Annotated in this window: 20 protein-coding genes; 7 read left to right on the top strand and 13 right to left on the bottom strand. The window is 39.6% G+C overall.

What is annotated here, in order from left to right:
* The first annotated feature begins 164 nt into the window (after window positions 1-164).
* A complete protein-coding gene (locus NPUN_RS09770; protein ID WP_012408598.1) occupies window positions 165-614 on the top strand; it encodes an Hsp20/alpha crystallin family protein in 450 nt (149 codons plus the stop codon).
* Between the two features lie 246 nt (window positions 615-860).
* On the opposite strand, the gene NPUN_RS44695 is transcribed toward NPUN_RS09770, so the two are convergent.
* The 4 genes from NPUN_RS44695 to NPUN_RS42705 form a co-directional block, all read right to left on the bottom strand.
* Window positions 861-1199, bottom strand: coding sequence for a DUF3011 domain-containing protein (locus NPUN_RS44695; RefSeq protein WP_086000620.1), 339 nt, complete (start codon window positions 1197-1199; stop codon window positions 861-863).
* A gap of 95 nt (window positions 1200-1294) precedes the next feature.
* Window positions 1295-1420, bottom strand: coding sequence for a hypothetical protein (locus NPUN_RS44055; protein WP_272913959.1), 126 nt, complete (start codon window positions 1418-1420; stop codon window positions 1295-1297).
* Between the two features lie 3 nt (window positions 1421-1423).
* Window positions 1424-2116 (bottom strand): hypothetical protein, encoded by a 693-nt coding sequence (locus NPUN_RS09765; RefSeq protein ID WP_012408597.1) that lies wholly within the window; start codon window positions 2114-2116, stop codon window positions 1424-1426.
* Window positions 2117-2564: 448 nt separating this feature from the next.
* Entirely contained in the window at window positions 2565-2906 is a 342-nt protein-coding gene (locus NPUN_RS42705) for a methyltransferase (RefSeq protein WP_012408596.1), read from the bottom strand.
* A gap of 70 nt (window positions 2907-2976) precedes the next feature.
* On the opposite strand from NPUN_RS42705, the gene NPUN_RS09755 reads away from it, so the two are divergent.
* Both NPUN_RS09755 and NPUN_RS09750 read left to right on the top strand, forming a co-directional pair.
* Window positions 2977-3861 carry a pirin family protein gene (locus NPUN_RS09755; RefSeq protein WP_041566032.1) on the top strand — a complete coding sequence of 295 codons (885 nt, stop codon included), beginning with the start codon at window positions 2977-2979 and terminating at the stop codon, window positions 3859-3861.
* A gap of 68 nt (window positions 3862-3929) precedes the next feature.
* The gene (locus NPUN_RS09750) at window positions 3930-5315 is read left to right on the top strand and encodes an aromatic ring-hydroxylating dioxygenase subunit alpha (RefSeq protein ID WP_012408594.1); all 1386 of its coding nucleotides are present in this window, start codon (window positions 3930-3932) and stop codon (window positions 5313-5315) included.
* Window positions 5316-5521: 206 nt separating this feature from the next.
* Here the strand turns inward: NPUN_RS09750 and NPUN_RS09745 are convergent, their stop codons facing one another.
* From NPUN_RS09745 to NPUN_RS09710, 8 genes are all read right to left on the bottom strand, one after another.
* The gene (locus NPUN_RS09745) at window positions 5522-5887 is read right to left on the bottom strand and encodes a DOPA 4,5-dioxygenase family protein (protein WP_012408593.1); all 366 of its coding nucleotides are present in this window, start codon (window positions 5885-5887) and stop codon (window positions 5522-5524) included.
* 347 nt (window positions 5888-6234) lie between these two features.
* Window positions 6235-6771: a universal stress protein gene (locus NPUN_RS09740; RefSeq protein ID WP_041566031.1), complete on the bottom strand. Its 537-nt coding sequence runs from the start codon at window positions 6769-6771 to the stop codon at window positions 6235-6237.
* A 514-nt stretch (window positions 6772-7285) separates the two neighbouring features.
* Window positions 7286-8344: a hypothetical protein gene (locus NPUN_RS09735; RefSeq protein WP_012408591.1), complete on the bottom strand. Its 1059-nt coding sequence runs from the start codon at window positions 8342-8344 to the stop codon at window positions 7286-7288.
* A gap of 26 nt (window positions 8345-8370) precedes the next feature.
* Window positions 8371-10224: a DUF3696 domain-containing protein gene (locus NPUN_RS09730; RefSeq protein ID WP_052304569.1), complete on the bottom strand. Its 1854-nt coding sequence runs from the start codon at window positions 10222-10224 to the stop codon at window positions 8371-8373.
* A gap of 283 nt (window positions 10225-10507) precedes the next feature.
* Window positions 10508-13171: a bifunctional aconitate hydratase 2/2-methylisocitrate dehydratase gene (gene acnB, locus NPUN_RS09725; RefSeq protein ID WP_012408589.1), complete on the bottom strand. Its 2664-nt coding sequence runs from the start codon at window positions 13169-13171 to the stop codon at window positions 10508-10510.
* Window positions 13172-13483: 312 nt separating this feature from the next.
* The gene (locus NPUN_RS09720) at window positions 13484-14368 is read right to left on the bottom strand and encodes a DUF4351 domain-containing protein (RefSeq protein ID WP_012408588.1); all 885 of its coding nucleotides are present in this window, start codon (window positions 14366-14368) and stop codon (window positions 13484-13486) included.
* Window positions 14369-14408: 40 nt separating this feature from the next.
* Window positions 14409-15368, bottom strand: coding sequence for a GUN4 domain-containing protein (locus NPUN_RS09715; protein ID WP_012408587.1), 960 nt, complete (start codon window positions 15366-15368; stop codon window positions 14409-14411).
* Window positions 15369-15371: 3 nt separating this feature from the next.
* On the bottom strand, window positions 15372-15803 hold the full coding sequence (locus NPUN_RS09710) for a hypothetical protein (RefSeq protein WP_012408586.1): 432 nt from the start codon (window positions 15801-15803) through the stop codon (window positions 15372-15374).
* A 274-nt stretch (window positions 15804-16077) separates the two neighbouring features.
* Between NPUN_RS09710 and NPUN_RS09705 the strand changes: the two genes are divergently transcribed.
* The 4 genes from NPUN_RS09705 to NPUN_RS09690 all read left to right on the top strand — a co-directional run bounded on the left by NPUN_RS09705 (window position 16078) and on the right by NPUN_RS09690 (window position 18612).
* Window positions 16078-16398, top strand: coding sequence for a 2Fe-2S iron-sulfur cluster-binding protein (locus NPUN_RS09705; RefSeq protein ID WP_012408585.1), 321 nt, complete (start codon window positions 16078-16080; stop codon window positions 16396-16398).
* 148 nt (window positions 16399-16546) lie between these two features.
* On the top strand, window positions 16547-16726 hold the full coding sequence (locus NPUN_RS09700; protein ID WP_012408584.1) for a hypothetical protein: 180 nt from the start codon (window positions 16547-16549) through the stop codon (window positions 16724-16726).
* A 106-nt stretch (window positions 16727-16832) separates the two neighbouring features.
* On the top strand, window positions 16833-17897 hold the full coding sequence (locus tag NPUN_RS09695) for a DUF3326 domain-containing protein (RefSeq protein ID WP_012408583.1): 1065 nt from the start codon (window positions 16833-16835) through the stop codon (window positions 17895-17897).
* A gap of 112 nt (window positions 17898-18009) precedes the next feature.
* Entirely contained in the window at window positions 18010-18612 is a 603-nt protein-coding gene (locus NPUN_RS09690; protein WP_012408582.1) for a CPBP family intramembrane glutamic endopeptidase, read from the top strand.
* A 131-nt stretch (window positions 18613-18743) separates the two neighbouring features.
* Here NPUN_RS09690 and NPUN_RS09685 read toward each other — a convergent pair whose 3' ends face one another.
* The gene (locus NPUN_RS09685) at window positions 18744-19490 is read right to left on the bottom strand and encodes a creatininase family protein (protein ID WP_012408581.1); all 747 of its coding nucleotides are present in this window, start codon (window positions 19488-19490) and stop codon (window positions 18744-18746) included.
* Window positions 19491-19872 lie beyond the last annotated feature (382 nt).

The raw sequence follows: 19872 nt of genomic DNA, 5'->3' as shown, positions 1-19872 counted from the left end.
ATTTTTTACTAGCTAACCTGGTGTGGGAATCATCCATGATTTGGTGATAATAACCGAATTTACAAACTTGTTATTTATTAATAATATGGTAAACATCAAGGCAAAGATTTAAATCCAAAGTTGATTGAGCCAAAAACTACTACTGATACAAGGGATAAATTAATATGTTATTTCGTTACAACTCTGCACAAGATTTCAACACTTTAGAAAGTTACATCAACGGCCTATTGGGAGATACTAGAGTCCCATCTACACAGTTTGAAAAAGGCTCTGTAAAAGTTCCGGCTGCTGAACTACAAGAAACTGATGATGCAATTTATCTGAAGCTAGAACTGCCAGGGCTGGAAGCTAAAGACCTAGATATTCAAGTTACAGAAGACGCTGTTCACATTAGCGGTGAACGCAAGTCTGAAACCCAAATCCAAAACAATGGCACTACCAAGAGTGAATTCTACTATGGTAAATTCCAACGTGTAATTCCTCTATCTGCTCGGGTTCAAAACACTAATGTCACCGCAGATTATAAAAACGGTATTTTGAATTTGACACTGCCCAAGTCCGAGCGAGAAAAGAACAAAGTTGTCAAGGTTAATCTAGAGCAAACTACTGCTTAATTGATTTTGATGAAACTACTCTACCTTCAATAATTGATTGAGATATCTAAAAGCCCAGTTAAAAGATGCTGGGCTTTTTTATGGAGAAAAAGTCTGGATTTGATTTTTGTATCCCTCACGGGAGCGTAGCCATATTTACTTGCGTGGGAAGGCAATAGGCAATAAGAAAGAAGGCTTTTTGAGTTGTACGGAGTTTTTTCACGCAATCAAATATGAGTCCTATATGTTGATGAGATACCCATTTGACTATCTGCCATCTCTGTCATATCTGCTATCTCTGTCATATCTGTCGTTTATGTCATATCTGCCGTTTCTACGACCGCCAACTGAAAACTCAGCTCGACAACCATTTTTCACCCAAATACGATTTCTTCCATAGCCCCAATTTCCTCTACAACTGGCGTTAGAAAATTGCCTGACAAGCCTCACTCTGCCTCTTGTATTTATCGAACAAGTATTCCTTCGATTATTCTGGCTTGAACAAGTTATTATTTCCTGAGCTGAAGCTGGAGCAGCAACACTCAAAATTGTACCTGTAGTAAGACTGGCAACCAGAAAGGTGATAGCAATTATGGGAAGGCGCATAATCATATAAAACCTTAGATTTCTTTCAGATTTCAGAGAGAAAAACTATATTTTATTGTAGCGAGCTGCATTAAGAGTCAATGAATGAAATCAAATTAAATGTAAAGAATATTTACACAATTAACCTCATTAAATACAACAGGCTCAAGACCAGCACGACTCAGGGCAAGCGCAGTTGTAGCACTGCCAATTCCACCACGGATAATAATTACTTTTTTCATAATTTACCTGTTTATCAACAGACTTTCCCTTATAATTTTTTGTTTCGTTTTTTGGGAAAACTCCTCAGTTAACAGTAAACCTATAGCCATGACAAATTCAGATGCACTACCAGCAAGTGTACCTACTATATCTGAGGGCAAAGCATTACCAAAAAAGGAAATCAACGTTCCCAAAAATAACCAAGGCAATTTCAGTCGGAACCAAATACCAATGCCAATTAGTAGGACAAATATATTAACTACAATTGTGATAATTGGCGGGCCACTTAAGTTGGCAACATGATAGCGTAGAATTCCCGCAAACTCTATTGGAACTAGTTCCAGTCCTATATAATGAGTGGCAATATCTATCGTTGCAAGTCCCAATGCAACGATCGCAGATAAAACCCGCATTACTCCATTGGCCCAACTAGCTCCGGCGCGGTGAGCGAGTTCAACACCAATCACAATGAATAGCGGTACAACTAAATAATGTAATAGAAAGCGCAGCATACTGAGAGTTTTCAAAAGCTCTCCTGCACCAATAAAACTTCCTATTGAAAGAATGAGATTGTCATAGCTAATGCTCAATAGCACTATAGGCAAGACCATCATTGCAAAGCTGGTTGATTGCTGCCACAGACGAATTGCCCAGCCTATTAACACCCATTCGATCAATGCAAGACTTAAATGTGTTAGGGGATAAATTATTGACATAAGTAATGTATTCACATAGCTTCATATATTCAAAGCACAAATATTGAGTTATGAAGCTGATAAAGATAATTTGTACCTGGAATAAAAGCTAGAGCCACTTATTCACAAGATTTGTGGCTGTAATTACACTTGAAACTGGTTATTTTGTTGAACCTGTAATTTTTAATGCTAGTTAGAGAAAAGATTGCCTTCATCGCTGTACTTCAAAGCTACGATATCAACTAAAAAATGTATTTAATAGTACCCTCAAGGGTACTATTAAGTTGAATTGTTATTTCATGGCAGCTTCGATTTTTTCTCTTTTCTCTACGAGAAGCTTCCTTACAAAACGCTATATGTGCGCTTGAATGCAGTCTCAGTGCGATCGCCTTTGTCTGAAGCAGTAGGCTCAGTTGGAATACTGCCTTTTCCCTTCTTTACGGGGCTTTGGGTTTGACAAACTTTAGGGTCATGCGATCGCTCTCTCCAATAGTAACGACGCGTTCCCTATCCTTTTGACCTTACCAAAAACCTCTGGATTAACTGCTAGCTTCTGTTGAAAAGCCAAGGTGGGTTTACTGCTAGTGGCAGAGTTAGTAACTATGAGTTGTCCCTTTGATGCTAGAAATGGGGCTAATATCTCGGTATACCACCCACTCCCTGTCCATAATTCAACCACGGTCATGTTGGGGCGTAAACCAAAGAATTTTAGAGTTTCGGCGGGATGGCGGTACTTGTCGCGATCGCGATTTGCAAGGGAGCGATGGCACGAAGCGCCCGCCAGAAGCGATCGCACAAACAAATAACTCATAAAGGTTAGCTTTTTTCTGGTGGATCTACTTATAATGATTCCAGCATTTACCAATCACCCCCCATCACTTATGGCAATACTTCAACTGATTGAACCTGAAGTTAAAGATTTGGGTGGGTTTGTTGCCCGCCGCAGTTTGCCATATCTTCATCGTCAAATGGTTGGGCCGTTTATCTTCTTTGATCATGTTGGGCCGTCTGTTTTGCCACCCAACAAAGGTATCGATGTCCGACCACATCCTCATATCAATCTTGCCACCGTAACTTACCTATTTGATGGTGCTTTGATGCACCGCGATAGTTTAGGTACTGTGCAGGAAATTCAACAGGGTGCTGTAAACTGGATGACGGCGGGAAAAGGGATTGTACATTCGGAGCGATCGCCAGACAGCGATCGTCAAAAAGAAACTACCATTCATGGCATTCAAACCTGGGTCGCCTTGCCTGTAGAATACGAAGAAATCGATCCAAGCTTCACTCACTATCCTGCCCAAACCCTTCCTACCTGGGAAGAAAATGGCGCTATCATCAAACTCATTGCAGGAGTTGCACTTGGGTACACCTCACCAGTCAAAGTTTTCTCACCTATTCTCTATTTAGATGTAATACTGTCTGCCAATGCTCAGTTTACTATCCCCACTGGTTATTCAGAGAGGGCAGTATACAGCGTCACAGAAGGTTTGAGCATTAATGAGCAACCGCTAGAACCATATCGCCTTGCCATCGTAGAACCAGCAGATGAAATCAGGGTTTCTGCTGCTGCTCCTGCTCGGTGTATTGTTATTGGTGGTGAACCATTGGGTACACGCTACAAATGGTGGAATTTTGTTTCTAGCCGACCAGAGCGGATAGAGCAAGCAAAAGCCGATTGGCAAGATTGCCGCTTTGCTAACGTGTCAGAAGAAACAGAGTTTATTCCACTGCCAGAAGTGGTGACAGAGGCTAATCCCTTTTAGTATCAGTATGGTGTTGCGGGTAGGCGACGCAAACCTAATTAAAAAAGTTAAATACATTAGTTAATTTGATGATAACTAGCTTCTCTTGGACTAAACAGTGGTATCCAATAACTCCCGTCAGCTACCTGGAACCCTCTTATCCGACCCCTATGACTTTGCTTGGAAAAAAGCTGGTAATCTGGAGAGACAAACATCAAAAGTGGGTAGCAATGGATGATAGTTGCCCCCATAAATTGGCGCAGTTATCTTTAGGAAGTATTAATGAAAATGGAAACCTAATGTGTCGCCATCATGGTTGGTGTTTCGATGGGGCAGGAAAATGTACAAATATTCCGATGTTGAGTGACGAAAAGGCTTTAAAAGCTGCTTGTAATAGTGAGCGATCGCAAGTAACAACATACCCAACTCAAGTACTACAAGGATTACTGTGGATCTGGGCAGATAATAGTCCTACTGCCTTTAAAGATAGTACTTCCAAGCAACCTGCCCTGATGCCAGAATCTCAACTTGATAGCTCGTTGACCGATTGGTTTATGTCAGAAGTTCCTGTTGGTTACACTGTCTCGGTTGAAAGTAGTTTTGATCCTTCTCACGCTCAATTTTTGCATAAAGGAATTGCTGGATTTTCTCCAGAAAGAGCAATACCTATACAAAATTTTGAAGTATTTGGAGAAATATCTGCTGAAGATGGTTTTACGTTAGAACATTCTGGTTACAATATTTTTAACAAAGATATGGATGCGACTAGGAAGTTCACTCCACCTTGTTCTAATACAACAAGCTATAAATATTCTAACGGTAAATCTGCTTTATTCCAGTTGTATTTTGTGCCTACCAAGTCAGGTTATTGTAAACAAATTGGTAAATTTATTGCTGATAGCCTTCCACAAAAAGGGAATTTTTGGTTTGAGCTTCTGCCAAAATATTTGCAAACTGGGTTAAAACATTCATCTAGCTATAAGTTGAGTAACCAAGATTTATCAATGATGCACTCTCAAGCTGTTAACGAATCTGTGGTGAATAAAACTTGGCAAAAGTCATATTTTATGCCTTCAGTAGCTGATATTGGCATTGTTACTTTTCGGAAATGGTTAGATGAATTTGCCGGTGGTAAACCTGCATTGCAGGGAGTAGCAGAAGCACCTTTTCAAGAATTAAGTGATGAGCAATTATACGATATCTGGCACAGACATACAAAGCATTGCCCTAGTTGTCGACAATCTCTAGTTATGATAGATAAAGTCAAAAGTTTTTGTCAAACTTTGACGCTAGGATTGACGATTTTAGCATTGTTACTAATCGTAATTAATCTACCTATAAACATAGTCATCACACCAGTTTTAATTGGCATACTAAGTTTAATTTGTAGTTATAAATTAGATTCAATTCGAGAACGCTTTCTCAGCAGTATTCCCAAAAAAGGTTTACCCGTAGTTGAATTATATGAAAATTAACATCAGAAGTTTGTAGTCGGGACTTTAGTCCTCATCATCAAGTTTCACGCCTTATACCAATTCTCTATGAAGATGCACATAACAAAACCCCCTGTAGTCCCCCCTTGGCAAGGGGGGACGGCGACAGCCGGGGGGTAAATATATGCAGCTTCACAAAAAAACGGTATTAGCCCATAACTTTTACCCAACAAAGTGCGCTACTTCCCTTAATTGGATGAAGTCGAACTAAGTTGTCGAAGAAACTCAATATTCAAATCTAACTGTTCTCCTAACCAGAGAGAATAAACCGCGTGGTCTGAGACAGCATCGCCTGTCTCAGGGTGGACAAGAATATCTAATCCCTCACGATTAAGCATTAACCAAGGAACGACTTTATCAAACTGATTCGGTAAGAAAGCAACTTGATACATCCCTTTTGGGTGGGGCCCAATAGGCTTGTCAAACCAGCGTCCGAGTTGCACTTCAAATCTAGCGCCCAATCCTTCACGTACACGCGCAGCGACATCCCGACTCGCAGCATCGAAGTAAACATGAGCATGAAAACCAGCGATCTCAATGGTATCTTCTTTCATAGATCCACTTTTTGCTCTCAACTCTAATTTTGGGTAGAGGACTTTTTCTTCTTCACTGAAAAAGCAATGTCTACGACGGGCTACGCCTACGCTCAATTTTAGCCTAATACCGTGCAGTTAAGGATAGTCTGTAGCGATTTAACTCTATAGAGGCCATTAATTGAGGTAATTGGGTAGTTGAAAATAAACCAAATTCAGAATTTGGCTGGCTATGATTTATGCAATATTAGTAGTCTGTCAAGTTTAAATTGATGGTAAGCAAGTTACTAGTAAGGACTTTAGTCTTTCTTTTCTAAATACTAAAGTCCTTACTACAAACCCTCAAAACTAGTTTGACAAAGTAGTAGTTAGTTAACGCTTAAAGTACTTGTAGTTTCTTTGACAACTTCATCTTTTTTAACAGCAGCTGAAAGATGCACAACATGAACCGAACAAGGAGCATGGTGAAGAACGTAGTTACTCACACTACCAAGAAATAGTTCCATCAGCCCAGAATGACCCCGCCGCCCCATAACAATTAGGTCAGTGCCAGAACTATGGGCTAAGTCACAAATAATCCTGCCAGGATTACCAACATTTTGTGTAAATTCTGTATTTACACCTGCTGTATTAGCTTGGGCACAGAAAGATTGCAACATCTGGATTCCCAAATTTTTAAAGTTATCCCACTGCTTTTGGTATAACTCAAAGCTTTGACTACTCAATCCTGGATAGTAGTCAAAATTAGACATCATAGGTACATAAGGACTACCCTCTTCTTCTGGAGATAGGACATGGACTAACATTAAGCTAGCTTGTGTTAACTTTGCTAAACTCAATGCTTCTTGAAAAACCTGTTGCCCTATTTCCGAGCGATCTAATGCAACTAAAATCTTTTTAAACATCATAATAGACCTCCTATTTCATTGGTAATTGGTCTTTACTGTTTCAGATTTCCAAATGCTGGATTGTCAAAAATGACTAATTCCTCAACTATGTTTAGCGATTTTTGAATTTTAAATATTCTTAAAGGTTTTCGCCCCATATTTATATATAGCAAAACAATTTGAGGAACTTGTGAGGAAAGCAAGTATTTATCTTTGATTACCAGGAATAGCTGTGTTTCAGAATATACATTCAATTCAATGTATAATGTGTAGTTAAAGGCGATTAGCTTGATTCAAAGTATGGATTTATCAGATGAATTTAGTGTTTTCCACTGTCAAAAACTCATGTAATTCTTCTGTACTTACTGAAGTACAGTAAATATCAGATTCTATTTTATAGACTTCCAAAAAAGATGCGATCGCTTCATTAAGTTACTTGATTGCTGCTTCTTGATTTATCCCTAGTCCTATCAGTCTATTTTCTAAGCATAAAGCAACCTAGTAACCAGCACTCTTTCGCAAAACTGTAAAGCTATTCAGGAATTTTCATATCATTATGAATTACAACTGAAGCGAATTCTATACCACGCTCTGTTTCCCAATAATGTAAATGATATTCGTGATCAATATCTCTTCTCCAAGCTTTGGTTCCATCCTTTTTACGCTTTTTCTGAGGATTATTTGCACCTTTACCTGTTCTCAACCAATGAGTATCACCCATATTTTGTTTTAAAATTATTTCAGCACAAGTACGAAGTAACATTTTAGTTTTTATATGTTCATCTAGAAAACCTAAATCTTTTAAGCTTTTTAATAAACGGCTACCAAATAACCAATAAGTAATTTCATTGATAGGTTTTGGCTTTTCTAATTGCTTATTTGTCTGCGTAACAAAAATAGTAATAGCTTTTTTATAAACTTCTTCACACTGATTAGCATTAATCCAAATATCTAAAGCATCAAAATAATTATGTAAACTATTCGGATTGACAAAGGATTGCAAAGAAATACTAACATCATACGGAATGTTTACATGGCATGAATTATTACAAAATTCACAATCTACTATTTCACATTCTATTAAAATCTGTGTATTTTCTGCCTGTATATAGCGGGTAACTATGATTTGATGTTTATTGGATAAATTTTCGATTTTGCATAACAAAAATATTAAAACTGTTAATTCATAATAAATTTGTACAAAAATCTCATTTCTTCCATCAAGGTAAAAAACAGGGTCACACTGTATATTATCGATTAATATTGCATTTATATTAAGTCTGTCTTCAACAAAAGGAAGTTTTAAGAAGCTTTCAATTAAAATTAATATATCATGAGGATCTATTTCATTTTGTAAATTTAAATCTACAATTAATTTTTCTAACTCATTTCTTTCTGGATATCCATTAATATTAGCTAATATTTCAGGAGTTTTTGCAGACAAATATAATGTAGCTAAATTAGCTTCCTTTATTTTTTTTATTTCCTCGCCCCATGAAATTAGGCTATGAATATAGTTTTCAAATTCATCAATTCCCGAATTTGCTTGAGGATAAACAAGTAAATACGGATCTACGTATATTTTATACATATTTTATATTTTGATATATAGGTTTATTACTGTTTACTTGACTCGTTTTTTCTTTTTTCCATAGCAGCTTTTATAATAGCTCTGGCATTTTCTTCATTTTCATCAAAGAAACCTTTTGGCCAGTCTTCAAGTACACCAAATTTATTAAGTTTTACAGGTCTATATTTAGATTCACCACTCTGTTTTTCTACAAAATATATAAGAACGTTTTTAGATATCTCTTCCCCTTCTGAAGCAGCAGCCTGATAGCGAAGTCTATTTATTAAATATTCACTATGGGTTTCTACAATACATTGCTTTTTCAGCATTGTCATTGATATAAAAAAGTCTGCTAAACGTGTTTGAACACGAGGATGTAAATGTAATTCTGGTTGCTCAAAAATTAAAGTAGAACCTTTTTCTGCTAACAAAGATTGTACTAAAATTGGTAAAACTTGACTCACACCTACTCCAACATGAGTAAGATCATGCAATAATAAAGAACCTGTAGTAGCAACTTTGAGTTCATGACCTAGCTTACCTTTATCCAATGTCTGGACATCACTAGCTACTCCCATATAATTTAACCAATCTAGTACTGCAATTGGTAAAAAATCAGCCTTAGTGATAGTTTCATTGCTACCAAATTTTAGTTGATTACTAGGTATATACTCTACTTTTGTATTTCGATTAACATCCAAAACAGCAGCTGTATGTTCACCTCTAAAACCTATATCCTTAGAATCAGTTGTACCAGTAAGAGAATAAACTGGTTTTGGCTCATCTCGTAATGGCCCTAAATATTTCACAAAACGAGTAAAAAAGCCCTGAATATAATCAACAGCAAGTTCCGAAATATCGGGTAGAGGAAAATACGAAACCCTGTTATCTATAGGACGATTAGCTCTGACAGCATTGAGGATATTATCATATTTTTCAGCTAGCCTTTGAGCTAATGTTCTTTTTTTAGCAGTAGGTAATTTATAGCAGCTTGATAAGTTTTGAATGGTAAAGTCATTTTCTAGATTTATAATATTGTTCATAAAGCTTTTACTGCTGGAACTTTCTGTCTTATAAATATGTTCAGATGCTTCTTTAAGCGTATTTATAATAATAAATTGAACACTTTCATTTAATAAACTATTTATCTCTTCTATACTGATACCTCTTGTTCTATAAAACCATATATCTTCATCTTCTCGAATAGTTAGAAAATCAACTAACTGTCTTGATTGTTCTTCAACAGAATCGAAAACAATAGAAATTTTTCCTGGTAAGAAGTGGTTGAGCAATGCCCCTACTGGTTGCCCGATTGCATGAAAACGATAATAACGACGATATCTTGCCTTTGTCAAATCACTTAGCTTCTTAACTTCATATTCTAAAGATGCAACCTCTACTTTGTGAAGGCTTTTTTGTAATAATTGATATTCTTGTAGACGTTGTTTTATACTTTTTTTACTTCTGCGAATATAAACTTCTTCTTCTTTAGGTGAGCCTACCAATTTAAAATTTACTTTAAGTCTAGACTCTTCTAAGCGTGGTTGTAGTTGTATTATTTCTCTCTCTTTTTCAGAGCCAGTTGCTGAAAAGCTAAAAGAGCAATCTATAGATGTTAAAGCTTCAACTCTACGGGGAATATCAAAACGCATAGATGTTGTAATAGAACTCTCACGCTCATCTACATTTGGAGTTAGCTCAAACCCTATGAAAATATTTTTTGATTCATCATTGTTTGAGACAATATCATTGAATGCTCCAATTCTTAAAATATGCCCATTTAATATAACAGACCTAGATGAGACAGGGTTTTGTAAAGTTTGAGCAGTTAAGAGAAGACTTTGAATAATAGTACTTTTCCCCGAACTGTTTGCTCCAGTAAATATAGTTAGCGGAGCCATGTCAAGTGTGGTTTTAGCACACACTGATTTAAAGTACTGAAGAGTCCATTTAGTTAGCATAAGTATTTATTTTTGAAGGTATTTTTACGATAAGAGAGGAAACTTGTTAGACTTGTAGGTATAAAAATTGATATTAGCTATCACAGTATAAAAGGCAACTATTTTTATTAGATAATTCATAACCTTTTAATAATAAATCTTAATAAAATCTTATTTTATTTACCTGCTAAAGTTCTACCAGATGGTGTCAGGTGGGCAGCGCCCACCCTACTTTAATTATCTATTAACGCAAACTACTAGCTGGCATACCCAAAATATCCTCAAGCCTCGGCATATCTTCCAACGCAATCACGCGCCCTTCATCCTCAAAACCAAGGATTTGATCGAAGTTCAAATACTGATACAAATCATCTGCAAAAGGATGAATTCTACTCGCCACAATATCCAAGTATTCCTGCACTGTTGGCAGCCGCCCTAGCAGCGCACAAACTGCGGCTAATTCTGCTGAACCAAGATACACTCGCGCATCTTTACCCATGCGATTATTGAAGTTGCGGGTAGAGGTAGAAAATACTGTTGTGCCATCAGCAACTCGTGCCTGATTACCCATGCACAGACTGCATCCTGGCATTTCTGTTCTAGCACCCGCAGCCCCAAAGACGCTGTATACACCTTCTTCTTTTAATTGGTGTTCATCCATGCGGGTTGGTGGTGCTATCCACAAGCGAGTTTTTACTTCACCTGCACCTTCCAAAACTTTCGCTGTTGCCCGATAATGACCAATATTTGTCATACAAGAACCGACGAATACTTCTTGCACTGGATCGTTAGCAACTTCCGATAATAATTTAACATTATCGGGGTCATTGGGAGCAGCAACAATTGGTTCTTTAATTTCGTTCAAATCAATTTCAATTATTTCGGCATACTCCGCATCGGCATCGCCTTCTAATAACACAGGATTTGCTAACCATTCTTCCATCTTTGCTACACGGCGTAACATGGTACGCGGATCGTGATAGCCCCGTGCGATCATATTTTTCAGCAATGCTACGTTAGAACGCAGATATTCAGAAATTGTCTCTGCACTCAGCTTAATTGTGCATCCGGCACAAGAACGTTCAGCACTAGCATCGGTGAGTTCAAAGGCTTGTTCAACTTTTAAATCTGGCAAACCTTCTATTTCCAGAATTCGCCCGGAGAAGACATTTTTTTTGTTCTGCTTCTCTACTGTCAGCAAACCTTTTTGAATTGCTACGTAGGGAATGGCATTCACAACATCCCGCAGGGTAATACCTGGTTGCAATTCTCCTTTGAATCTTACCAAAACTGACTCTGGCATATCTAAAGGCGTGACACCCAAGGCGGCTGCAAAAGCTACCAATCCAGAACCGGCGGGGAAGGAAATACCCAAGGGGAAGCGGGTGTGAGAGTCGCCGCCAGTTCCCACAGTGTCGGGTAGCAGCATCCGGTTTAACCAAGAGTGGATAATACCATCACCGGGACGGAGAGCGACACCGCCACGAGAAGCAAAGAAATCGGGGAGTTCGTGATGAGTTTGGATGTCTACTGGTTTGGGATAAGCTGCTGTGTGGCAGAAACTTTGTATCACTAAGTCTGCGCTGAAACCAAGACAAGCGAGTTCTTTTAATTCGTCGCGGGTCATGGGGCCTGTGGTATCTTGAGAACCAACGGTAGTAATGATGGGTTCGCAAGATGTGCCGGGACGCACACCAGTTAATCCGCAAGCTTTACCGACCATTTTCTGTGCTAGGCTGTAGCCTTTGCCTGTATCAAAGGCTTGCTGGGGACGGGTAAAGACAGTACTGTGTTCTAAACCTAGTGCAAGACGAGTTTTATCGGTAAGGGTACGTCCAATAAGTAGGGGGATGCGTCCACCTGCGCGGACTTCATCGAGGATGGTATCAGGTTTGAGGGCAAAGGTGGAAATAACTTCGCCTGCTTCGTTGGTAATTTCGCCTTTGTAGGGATGGATGGTAATTACCATGCCGGTTTCGAGTTTGGTGACATCGCACTGAATAGGCAAAGCACCGGCATCTTCTGCTGTGTTAAAGAAGATTGGCGCGATCGCACCACCTAAAACATAACCCCCAGCGCGTTTGTTTGGCACAAAAGGTATATCATTTCCCATGTGCCACAACACCGAGTTGATGGCAGATTTACGCGAGGAACCTGTACCAACTACATCTCCCACGTAAGCTACAGGATGCCCTTTTTTCTTCAATTCGGCAATGGTTTGTAAACTTCCTGGTTGCCGTGACTCTAACATTACCAAGGCGTGTAAGGGGATATCTGGGCGAGTTGTGGCGCTTTGGGCGGGGGATAAATCGTCGGTATTGGTTTCACCAGGAACTTTAAAAACGGTGACAGTAATCGCTTCTGAGACAGTGGGGCGCATGGTAAACCATTCAGCTTCCGCCCAAGAGTTAATTACTACCTTGGCGAAAGGATTGGTTTTAGATAACTCTAAAACATCATGGTAAGCGTCATACACCAAGAGGATTTTGCTTAAGGCGTTGGCGGCGTAAGCGGCGATGGGTTCCTTTCCTTGCCCACCCATTACTAAAGGTGTTTCAGATGAGTCTGAGACGGATACAGTGGGAAATTGCAGCAAATCGATTAAAGATTGCACATTGTAACCACCTATCATCGTGCCCAGCAATTGCACTGCTTCTATGCGCGAAACCAAGGGACTGGTGATTTCCTTCTTGGCAATCGCGGTGAGGAATCCGGCTTTGACATAAGCTGCTGGATCGACACCAGGAGAAACGCGATCGCGCAATAAATGTAATAATATCTCCTCTTGACCCTTTGGCGGATTTTTCAGTAATTCACATAATTCTGAGGTTTGCTTCGCATCCAATGGTAAAGGGGGAATACCGAGTGCTGCTCTTTCAGCAACGTGTTTACGATATTGTTCTAGCATTTTTATGTTCTCCATTGGGATGTTCTATCTTTAATTATGAAATATTTTTAGTCAATACTTGGCTATAAGAGTTTAGCTTACTTTTATAATGAAAGCCTTACTGGTAATCGGTTATTAGTAACTTTTTTTATACTGAAAGTTTGAAAAGTAGGAGGTGAATAGAATTCGCTACTACACAAACAAAGTCCACCTCCGTGGACTAAGAGTAAATCAAGAATTTTTAACCCACGCAGGTGGGTTTTGTATTTCGACTCCGCTCAACACAAGTCTGTATAGCCGCGACTTCTAGTCGCCAAGTGTAGTAATAATAAATTAGATTGATTGTTGGTTTAACCAAGTTTCTAAATCAGCAACACTAGAAAAATCTAGCAATGCTTCTCCTAAATTCTCTAATTGTTCAATCGATAAGCCTTGAATTCGCTCAATTAATGACTTATCAATCTCACCAATACGGCGATTGAGTAAGCGTAAAACTAGACGTTGTTCTCCTGACTGTACAGCTTGTTCTCTGTCTCTTTGATAAAGTGGTTCTAGTCGCATAATTAACTCCCTATCATCTGCTTCTAATTCTTGATTTACTCTCAAGTTTTCGCGTAAGTTATAAACTAATTCTAGGGTTGCTTTCTGGTATGGATGATCTAATGGTAACGCTTGCAACTCGATAATCGCTTGTGACTGCACACTTCCCCTACCTAAAAGCCTCAACCATAATGTTTCCGGTGTTTGCGGTAGTTGGTGTATTGCTACAATTGCTGTCCGTAAGGCATCTGGGAGAAAATGTACTCCTGATAACCAACCGTCTTTTTGCATAGTTACAAAGCTAGACAATCTGGTTTCAGATATGGTAGGTGTAAGAACCCACAATTTGGGAATTTCTGAGTCCTGAAGTTTGGTTTTATTAGCTTTAGCTTCTCGTCGTAAGAGAGCCTTGATTTCTAATAATTTTAAAATACAGTCGCAGATTTCATCGGTAGAAGCTGGATTCCGAAAGGGTTCTATTATTGCAGGATTTTCAGCAAATCTTCCTAGCAAACCCAGTATTTGTATATTAGAGCTTTGTTGTTTGGCAGGAGTGAATAAAACATCTATTTCTTTAATCTCTCCTGAGACTTTTTCCGATGCTTTGACTTCACCGTAATCTTTTAATAATTCTTCTAGATAGTCTTTGGCGAATTGATCATGTATGAAACGCGTCATTCAATTTTAATATTGAGTAAATTCTGGGAAATAATTAATATTACAGTTTACAAGTCTCGATGCGAAAGAAGAGATATACAATTCCTTTCACCAACTTAAATTCCCCAAAAGGCAGGTGTCCTTTCGGAGCTTTATTTGTACTATAAATTACAGCAAATATCCACATATTTTGAAATTTCCATCCCACACGATCACCAAATTTTTCCCAAATTTCTTCATAATAATTGCCGTCAGCTTTACCGCCTACGCTCAAGTATATTTCTTTCTGGACGCTAAAGCCAAAGTGTCCATTACTGTATTTGACCCACAAGCGGTCAATTGTGAGTAAGTCAATGCAAGGAAAATTTAAAAGTTCGTCTCTAGAAAAGTAGTCGCCATCTTTTTTGCCTACAACCTGAATCATCACCAGATAAGTTTCTTTATCGGCTTCTTTCCAGTTTTTTGCTACTAGTAGGTCGCGTAGTCTGGTATAGTGTATGCCTTTTTCTGAGGATAGGTCATCTGTCTGAGTGGGTGCTTCTGGGATTGTTTTTGGTGGTTTTGATGGTCTTTCAAATACTGGAGGATGAATAATAGGTTGTGACTCTGGCTTTATCCCAGTAATACCCCATTCCAATAAAGACAAAGCACGCCCATCATCAATGCTTTGAGAGAAACAGACCCATCTAAATTCATTCAAAAAAATTAAGTTGTCAGGCAGTTGATTAACACCAGGAAGCAAAACAGGAATTACCGGAATCCCTCTGTTTACACACTGATTAATCAAGGATCTCAATTCCCAACTTTGCCAGCGTCCTAAACCAAGCACACCAAAGAAGATAGCAGCAGATTTTACTAGAGGAATTGCCTGTTGGATTTCATCTTGAAATGGTCGTCCTGGTCGAATTTGCTCATCGTCTATCCAGGGTTCTAAATTACGCCTTCTTAATGCTGCTGCGATGTCTTGAACTTCCGGCTTATCCAAACTATTATAAGCCAGAAACACATCAAACTGTTCCATTTATCACTCTCCCACGCCTGCGATAGTCGCCAACGCCTTGGCATACTGTTCTAAATCCACACGCAACTTGTCTAATTCACTTCGCACCGTCGCTTCTTCAGACCAACTCTGCTCATGTTCCTTGGGACTCACCCCCACAGGTCGCCTAACTTCCCACGCTTGCAACAACGGATGCCATTTAGCCAAAAACGGTCTTAACCCATTATTCAACACAGCGATCGCAATTCCCCCCACTGAATCACGAGAAGCACCCACATCAGGCCCGGCAGCTTTGAGAACTTCGCGGGTAGTGCCAAATAAACTATAAAGAGAGTTCATCGCTTCTCGTACCAAACCCTGGTCAACTTCTAATAGTTGCACAGCAATGCGCGTCACCAATTCCACATACAGCGACCAAGCCGCCTTCTTTTGTGTGGTGTCAACTTTCCACGACATCGAACCAATGCCAAAAGGCAGACTTACAGATACAGTCTCTAAAGAAACGCGATGCCTACGGCGGGCTACGCCTACGCGCACATTTATAGTAAGCAAATTTAACTAATTTATTTGTGTATTGTATAGTAAATAATGTTACTAATCTATAACTTATTCAGAATTAGTTGCTATAATTATCAATCTTTAACCTAAATTTTTATAGTAACATCTGGATATTTTTAACTAATTCAGATAAACTAATACATTTGTCCGTTGCATCACGCTTCTTTTGTATATGCCCAAAACTTACACCGTAGAAATCGATCATCAAGGCAAAATTCATACCTTGCAAGTTCCTGAAAATGAAACGATCTTATCAGTTGCCGATGCTGCTGGTTTGGAACTGCCGAGTTCTTGTAATGCAGGTGTTTGCACAACTTGCGCCGGTCAAATAAGCCAGGGAACTGTGGATCAAACTGATGGCATGGGCGTTAGTCCAGATTTACAAAAGCAAGGTTACGTATTGCTTTGTGTTGCGAAACCCCTTTCTGATTTGAAACTTGAAACAGAAAAGGAAGACATAGTTTATCAGTTACAATTTGGCAAAGACAAATAATCAGTGAACAGTTATTCAGTATATCGGCTGATTATTCATAACTGAATAACTGTTCGCTAACATTACCAAATTTGAGAGTTGACATAAGTATTTCATCGCAACTAATATCAGCTATTCTAGTAACTACAAATCAACAGGATTTACCAAAATGACGACTCATTTTATTACCGCAGAAATTGATTTACAAGAAACTCCCGCAGAGTTACTAGAAGTAATTGAAACAGAGTTAAAGAAACAAGGCGAACCTCTGCGTTGGGCAGTTACTTCTGTGGATACTGACGAACAAAAAGCTACAGTTGAAGCTGTGGTGACTACAGTTAAGAGTTAGGAAAAGAGACGCGATTAAGAGAGACGCGATTAATCGCGTCTATACAAGAGTTAGTATTTGATGGCTTTTGATTCATAAACTCATCACTCATAACTCAGCACTCAATATGCGTCCATACACTGCTATTTTAATTGTACCAACTGGCGTTGGGGCTGCCATTGGGGGTTATGCAGGAGATGCTTTACCTGTTGCCAAAGTTATAGCACAGGTTTGCGATCGCCTAATTACTCACCCCAATGTCCTGAATGGCGCAAGTTTGTATTGGAATCTCCCTAATGCTTTCTATGTTGAAGGTTACGGGCTTGACAAATTCGCCTCTGGATGCTGGGGATTGCGTCCAGTCCGCAACAACAAAGTAGGTTTGCTTTTAGACCAAGCTATTGAGCCAGAGTTGCGGCTACGGCATATACAAGCAGCCGATGCAGTCAGAGCAACTCTGGGATTGGCCTTAACAGATTATGTAATTACAGATGCACCATTAAATGTAGAATTACGGACTACAGCATCGGGAGCGAGTTGGGGAACAATTGGCAACCCAGATAGCTTATTACGAGCAGCTGAGATATTAATAAAAAAAGCGGGGGCAGAAGCGATCGCAGTTGTTGCCCGTTTCCCCGATGATATGGACTCAGAAGCAGTACAAAAATACCGCCACGGTGAAGGCGTTGATCCCCTAGCGGGTGCAGAAGCCGTAATTAGTCATTTGCTAGTGCGAACCTTTCAAATTCCTTGCGCCCATTCTCCCGCCCTTTTGAGCGAACCTCCACAACCTGATTTATCACCCCGTTCCGCCGCCGAAGAATTGGGCTATACCTTTTTGCCGTGCGTCCTTGTCGGATTAAGTCGTGCCCCACAATTTATAATAGATAAAGGAGCGATTGCATCAGAAAAAGGAGATATTTGGGCAGATGAAGTGGATGCTGCGATCGCACCTGCAAATGCTTGTGGTAGCAGTGCTTTACTGAGTTTAAGCCAAAGACGATGCCAAATAATTACAGTAGAAGAAAATAAAACTCTAATCAAAGTTCCTCCCCAACCGTTGGGGATCAAAGTTATACAGGTAAACTCGTATTTAGAAGCAGTAGGCGTATTAGTAGCACACAAAGCAGGCATCAACCCCTCCGCTCTCCGTCCCAAACTATCACCTTTGCAGCCAGTAATTAAAAGTTAGGAGTTAGGAGAGACGCGATTAATCGCGTCTGTACAGAAGGAGTTCTATCTTCCCCCTGTCCCCTGCTCCCTGCTCCCTGCTCCCTTCCCCCTGCCCCTTCCCCTAAAAACCCGTGGTTGAACAACAAAAACAAGAGCCAGAAATTCCATATCTGACACGCATCCAAGTACTTGGCGCGATGGGAGCGACTGCAATCATTTTGTTGATAGTCGCCAAACTGTCGTTGCACTTTGGTAACTTTTCCCTATTTTCCTGGAAGTGGGACGAGAAAGATTTGCTGTTGGGTGTGGGATTGGGGTTTGTCATTACAGCCTTAAGTGGCATAGCTTATCGCGTTTGGACTCCCTATCGAAAAAGTGCAGATTATTATCTAGAAGTAGTACTGAAGCCCTTAGCGTTACCAGACTTAATTTGGCTCGGTTTACTACCAGGGTTGAGTGAAGAATTGTTATTTCGGGGTGTAATGCTTTCAGCTTTAGGCTTAGATCATGCGGCTGTCATTGTATCTAGTTTTTGCTTTGGCATCTTGCATTTTAGTGGTTCTCAACAATGGCCTTATGTGATTTGGGCAACAATTGTTGGAATGATATTGGCATATAGTGCCTTGCTTACGGGCAACCTATTAGTGCCGATTGTCGCTCACATGATTACCAATTGGATTTCTAGCTATTTCTGGAAGATGTGGCAATTGCGGCAATTAAAAAATAAATGTTGAGCTTGTAGGAATTGGTGCGTAGGCGTAGCCCCAATACTTTTCGGTTAAGGGGGAAAGGGAAAGGGTACAAATGCAGCAGGACTCACACATTAAATAGAGTTTCTACCTCCTGCCCCTGTCCCCTGTCCCCTTCAATCTGCGTTCACAAATTCCAAATATCCATTGCTGAGTTCTTTCACCGCTAAATCATAAAATTGCTTTCCGTGTTCTGGTGTTGCTAAACCAGGATTTGATCCCATACGTCCATCTGGATAACGCACTCGAAAGTCAGCTGCGCTATAAATCCTGTGTCCGCTTGCAACTTCTGGTGAAAGGGGTGCTTGCTTAATTGCCTCTGGATAAACGTATTGGGTGAGGGCTACTTCACTTGGTGTTGCATGAGAACCTTCTTGATCCCCATATAACTCTTTAGCTAGCTTATATACAGAACCGCACATAAACCAGTTTGCCACTTGACACTGCACTTGTTGAGCATTGGCAATCTGCAAATCTTCTAAATGGGCATAAGTTTCGGAAAACGCCGCTTTGAGGGTGGCAATATTACCACCGTGTCCGTTGATAAAGTAGAACTTGCTAAAACCAGCTTTGGCTAAACAAGTTACATAATCTCGAACTACTTGAATTAAAGTGCTAGGACGCAGACTGATTGTGCCAGGAAAAGCAGTATGATGCAGTGCCATGCCCACATTGATTGTAGGGCCAACGATCGCGCCAGTTGCATCACCCACACCAGCTGCGATCGCTTCTGCACAAATGGCATCAGTACCAATTAACCCCGTTGGGCCATGTTGTTCTGTGGAACCAATAGGGAAAATAATCCCCTTCGACTGCTGTAAATAAGCTTCGACTTCTTGCCAAGTACTCAAATGCAGTAACATTTTTAATGATTTTCCTCAATAAAATTGCGGTAAAACGAAATATTTCTCTGCTGAACAGCATCTTCTGTAACTAAACTCCCACTAACTTGATTATGAACTCCTAAGATTCCCAGTAGTGGCGATCGCTATGATAAATTTCAATAACAAGATCCCCGACTTCGCTAAAATTGTCGGGGATCAATGAATTTCATATTTTCAGATATCTGCCATCAACTTTCTGCCAAATATGCAGAAAATGAGGCTATCTATTTTTATGAAGATTGTTTAGGGAATGGAGTCGCAACGAGTTTTGACAGATATGGATATAAGCAATTTACCAAATATGTTACTTTATCCTGCGATACTCGTTGCGAACCCCACCTATAATAAAAATCTAAATTTA

Source organism: Nostoc punctiforme PCC 73102 (assembly GCF_000020025.1).
Taxonomy (GTDB): Bacteria; Cyanobacteriota; Cyanobacteriia; order Cyanobacteriales; family Nostocaceae; genus Nostoc; species Nostoc punctiforme.
Note: the sequence above shows the minus strand (reverse complement) of the source record. Positions and strands in the feature narration are given on the sequence as shown.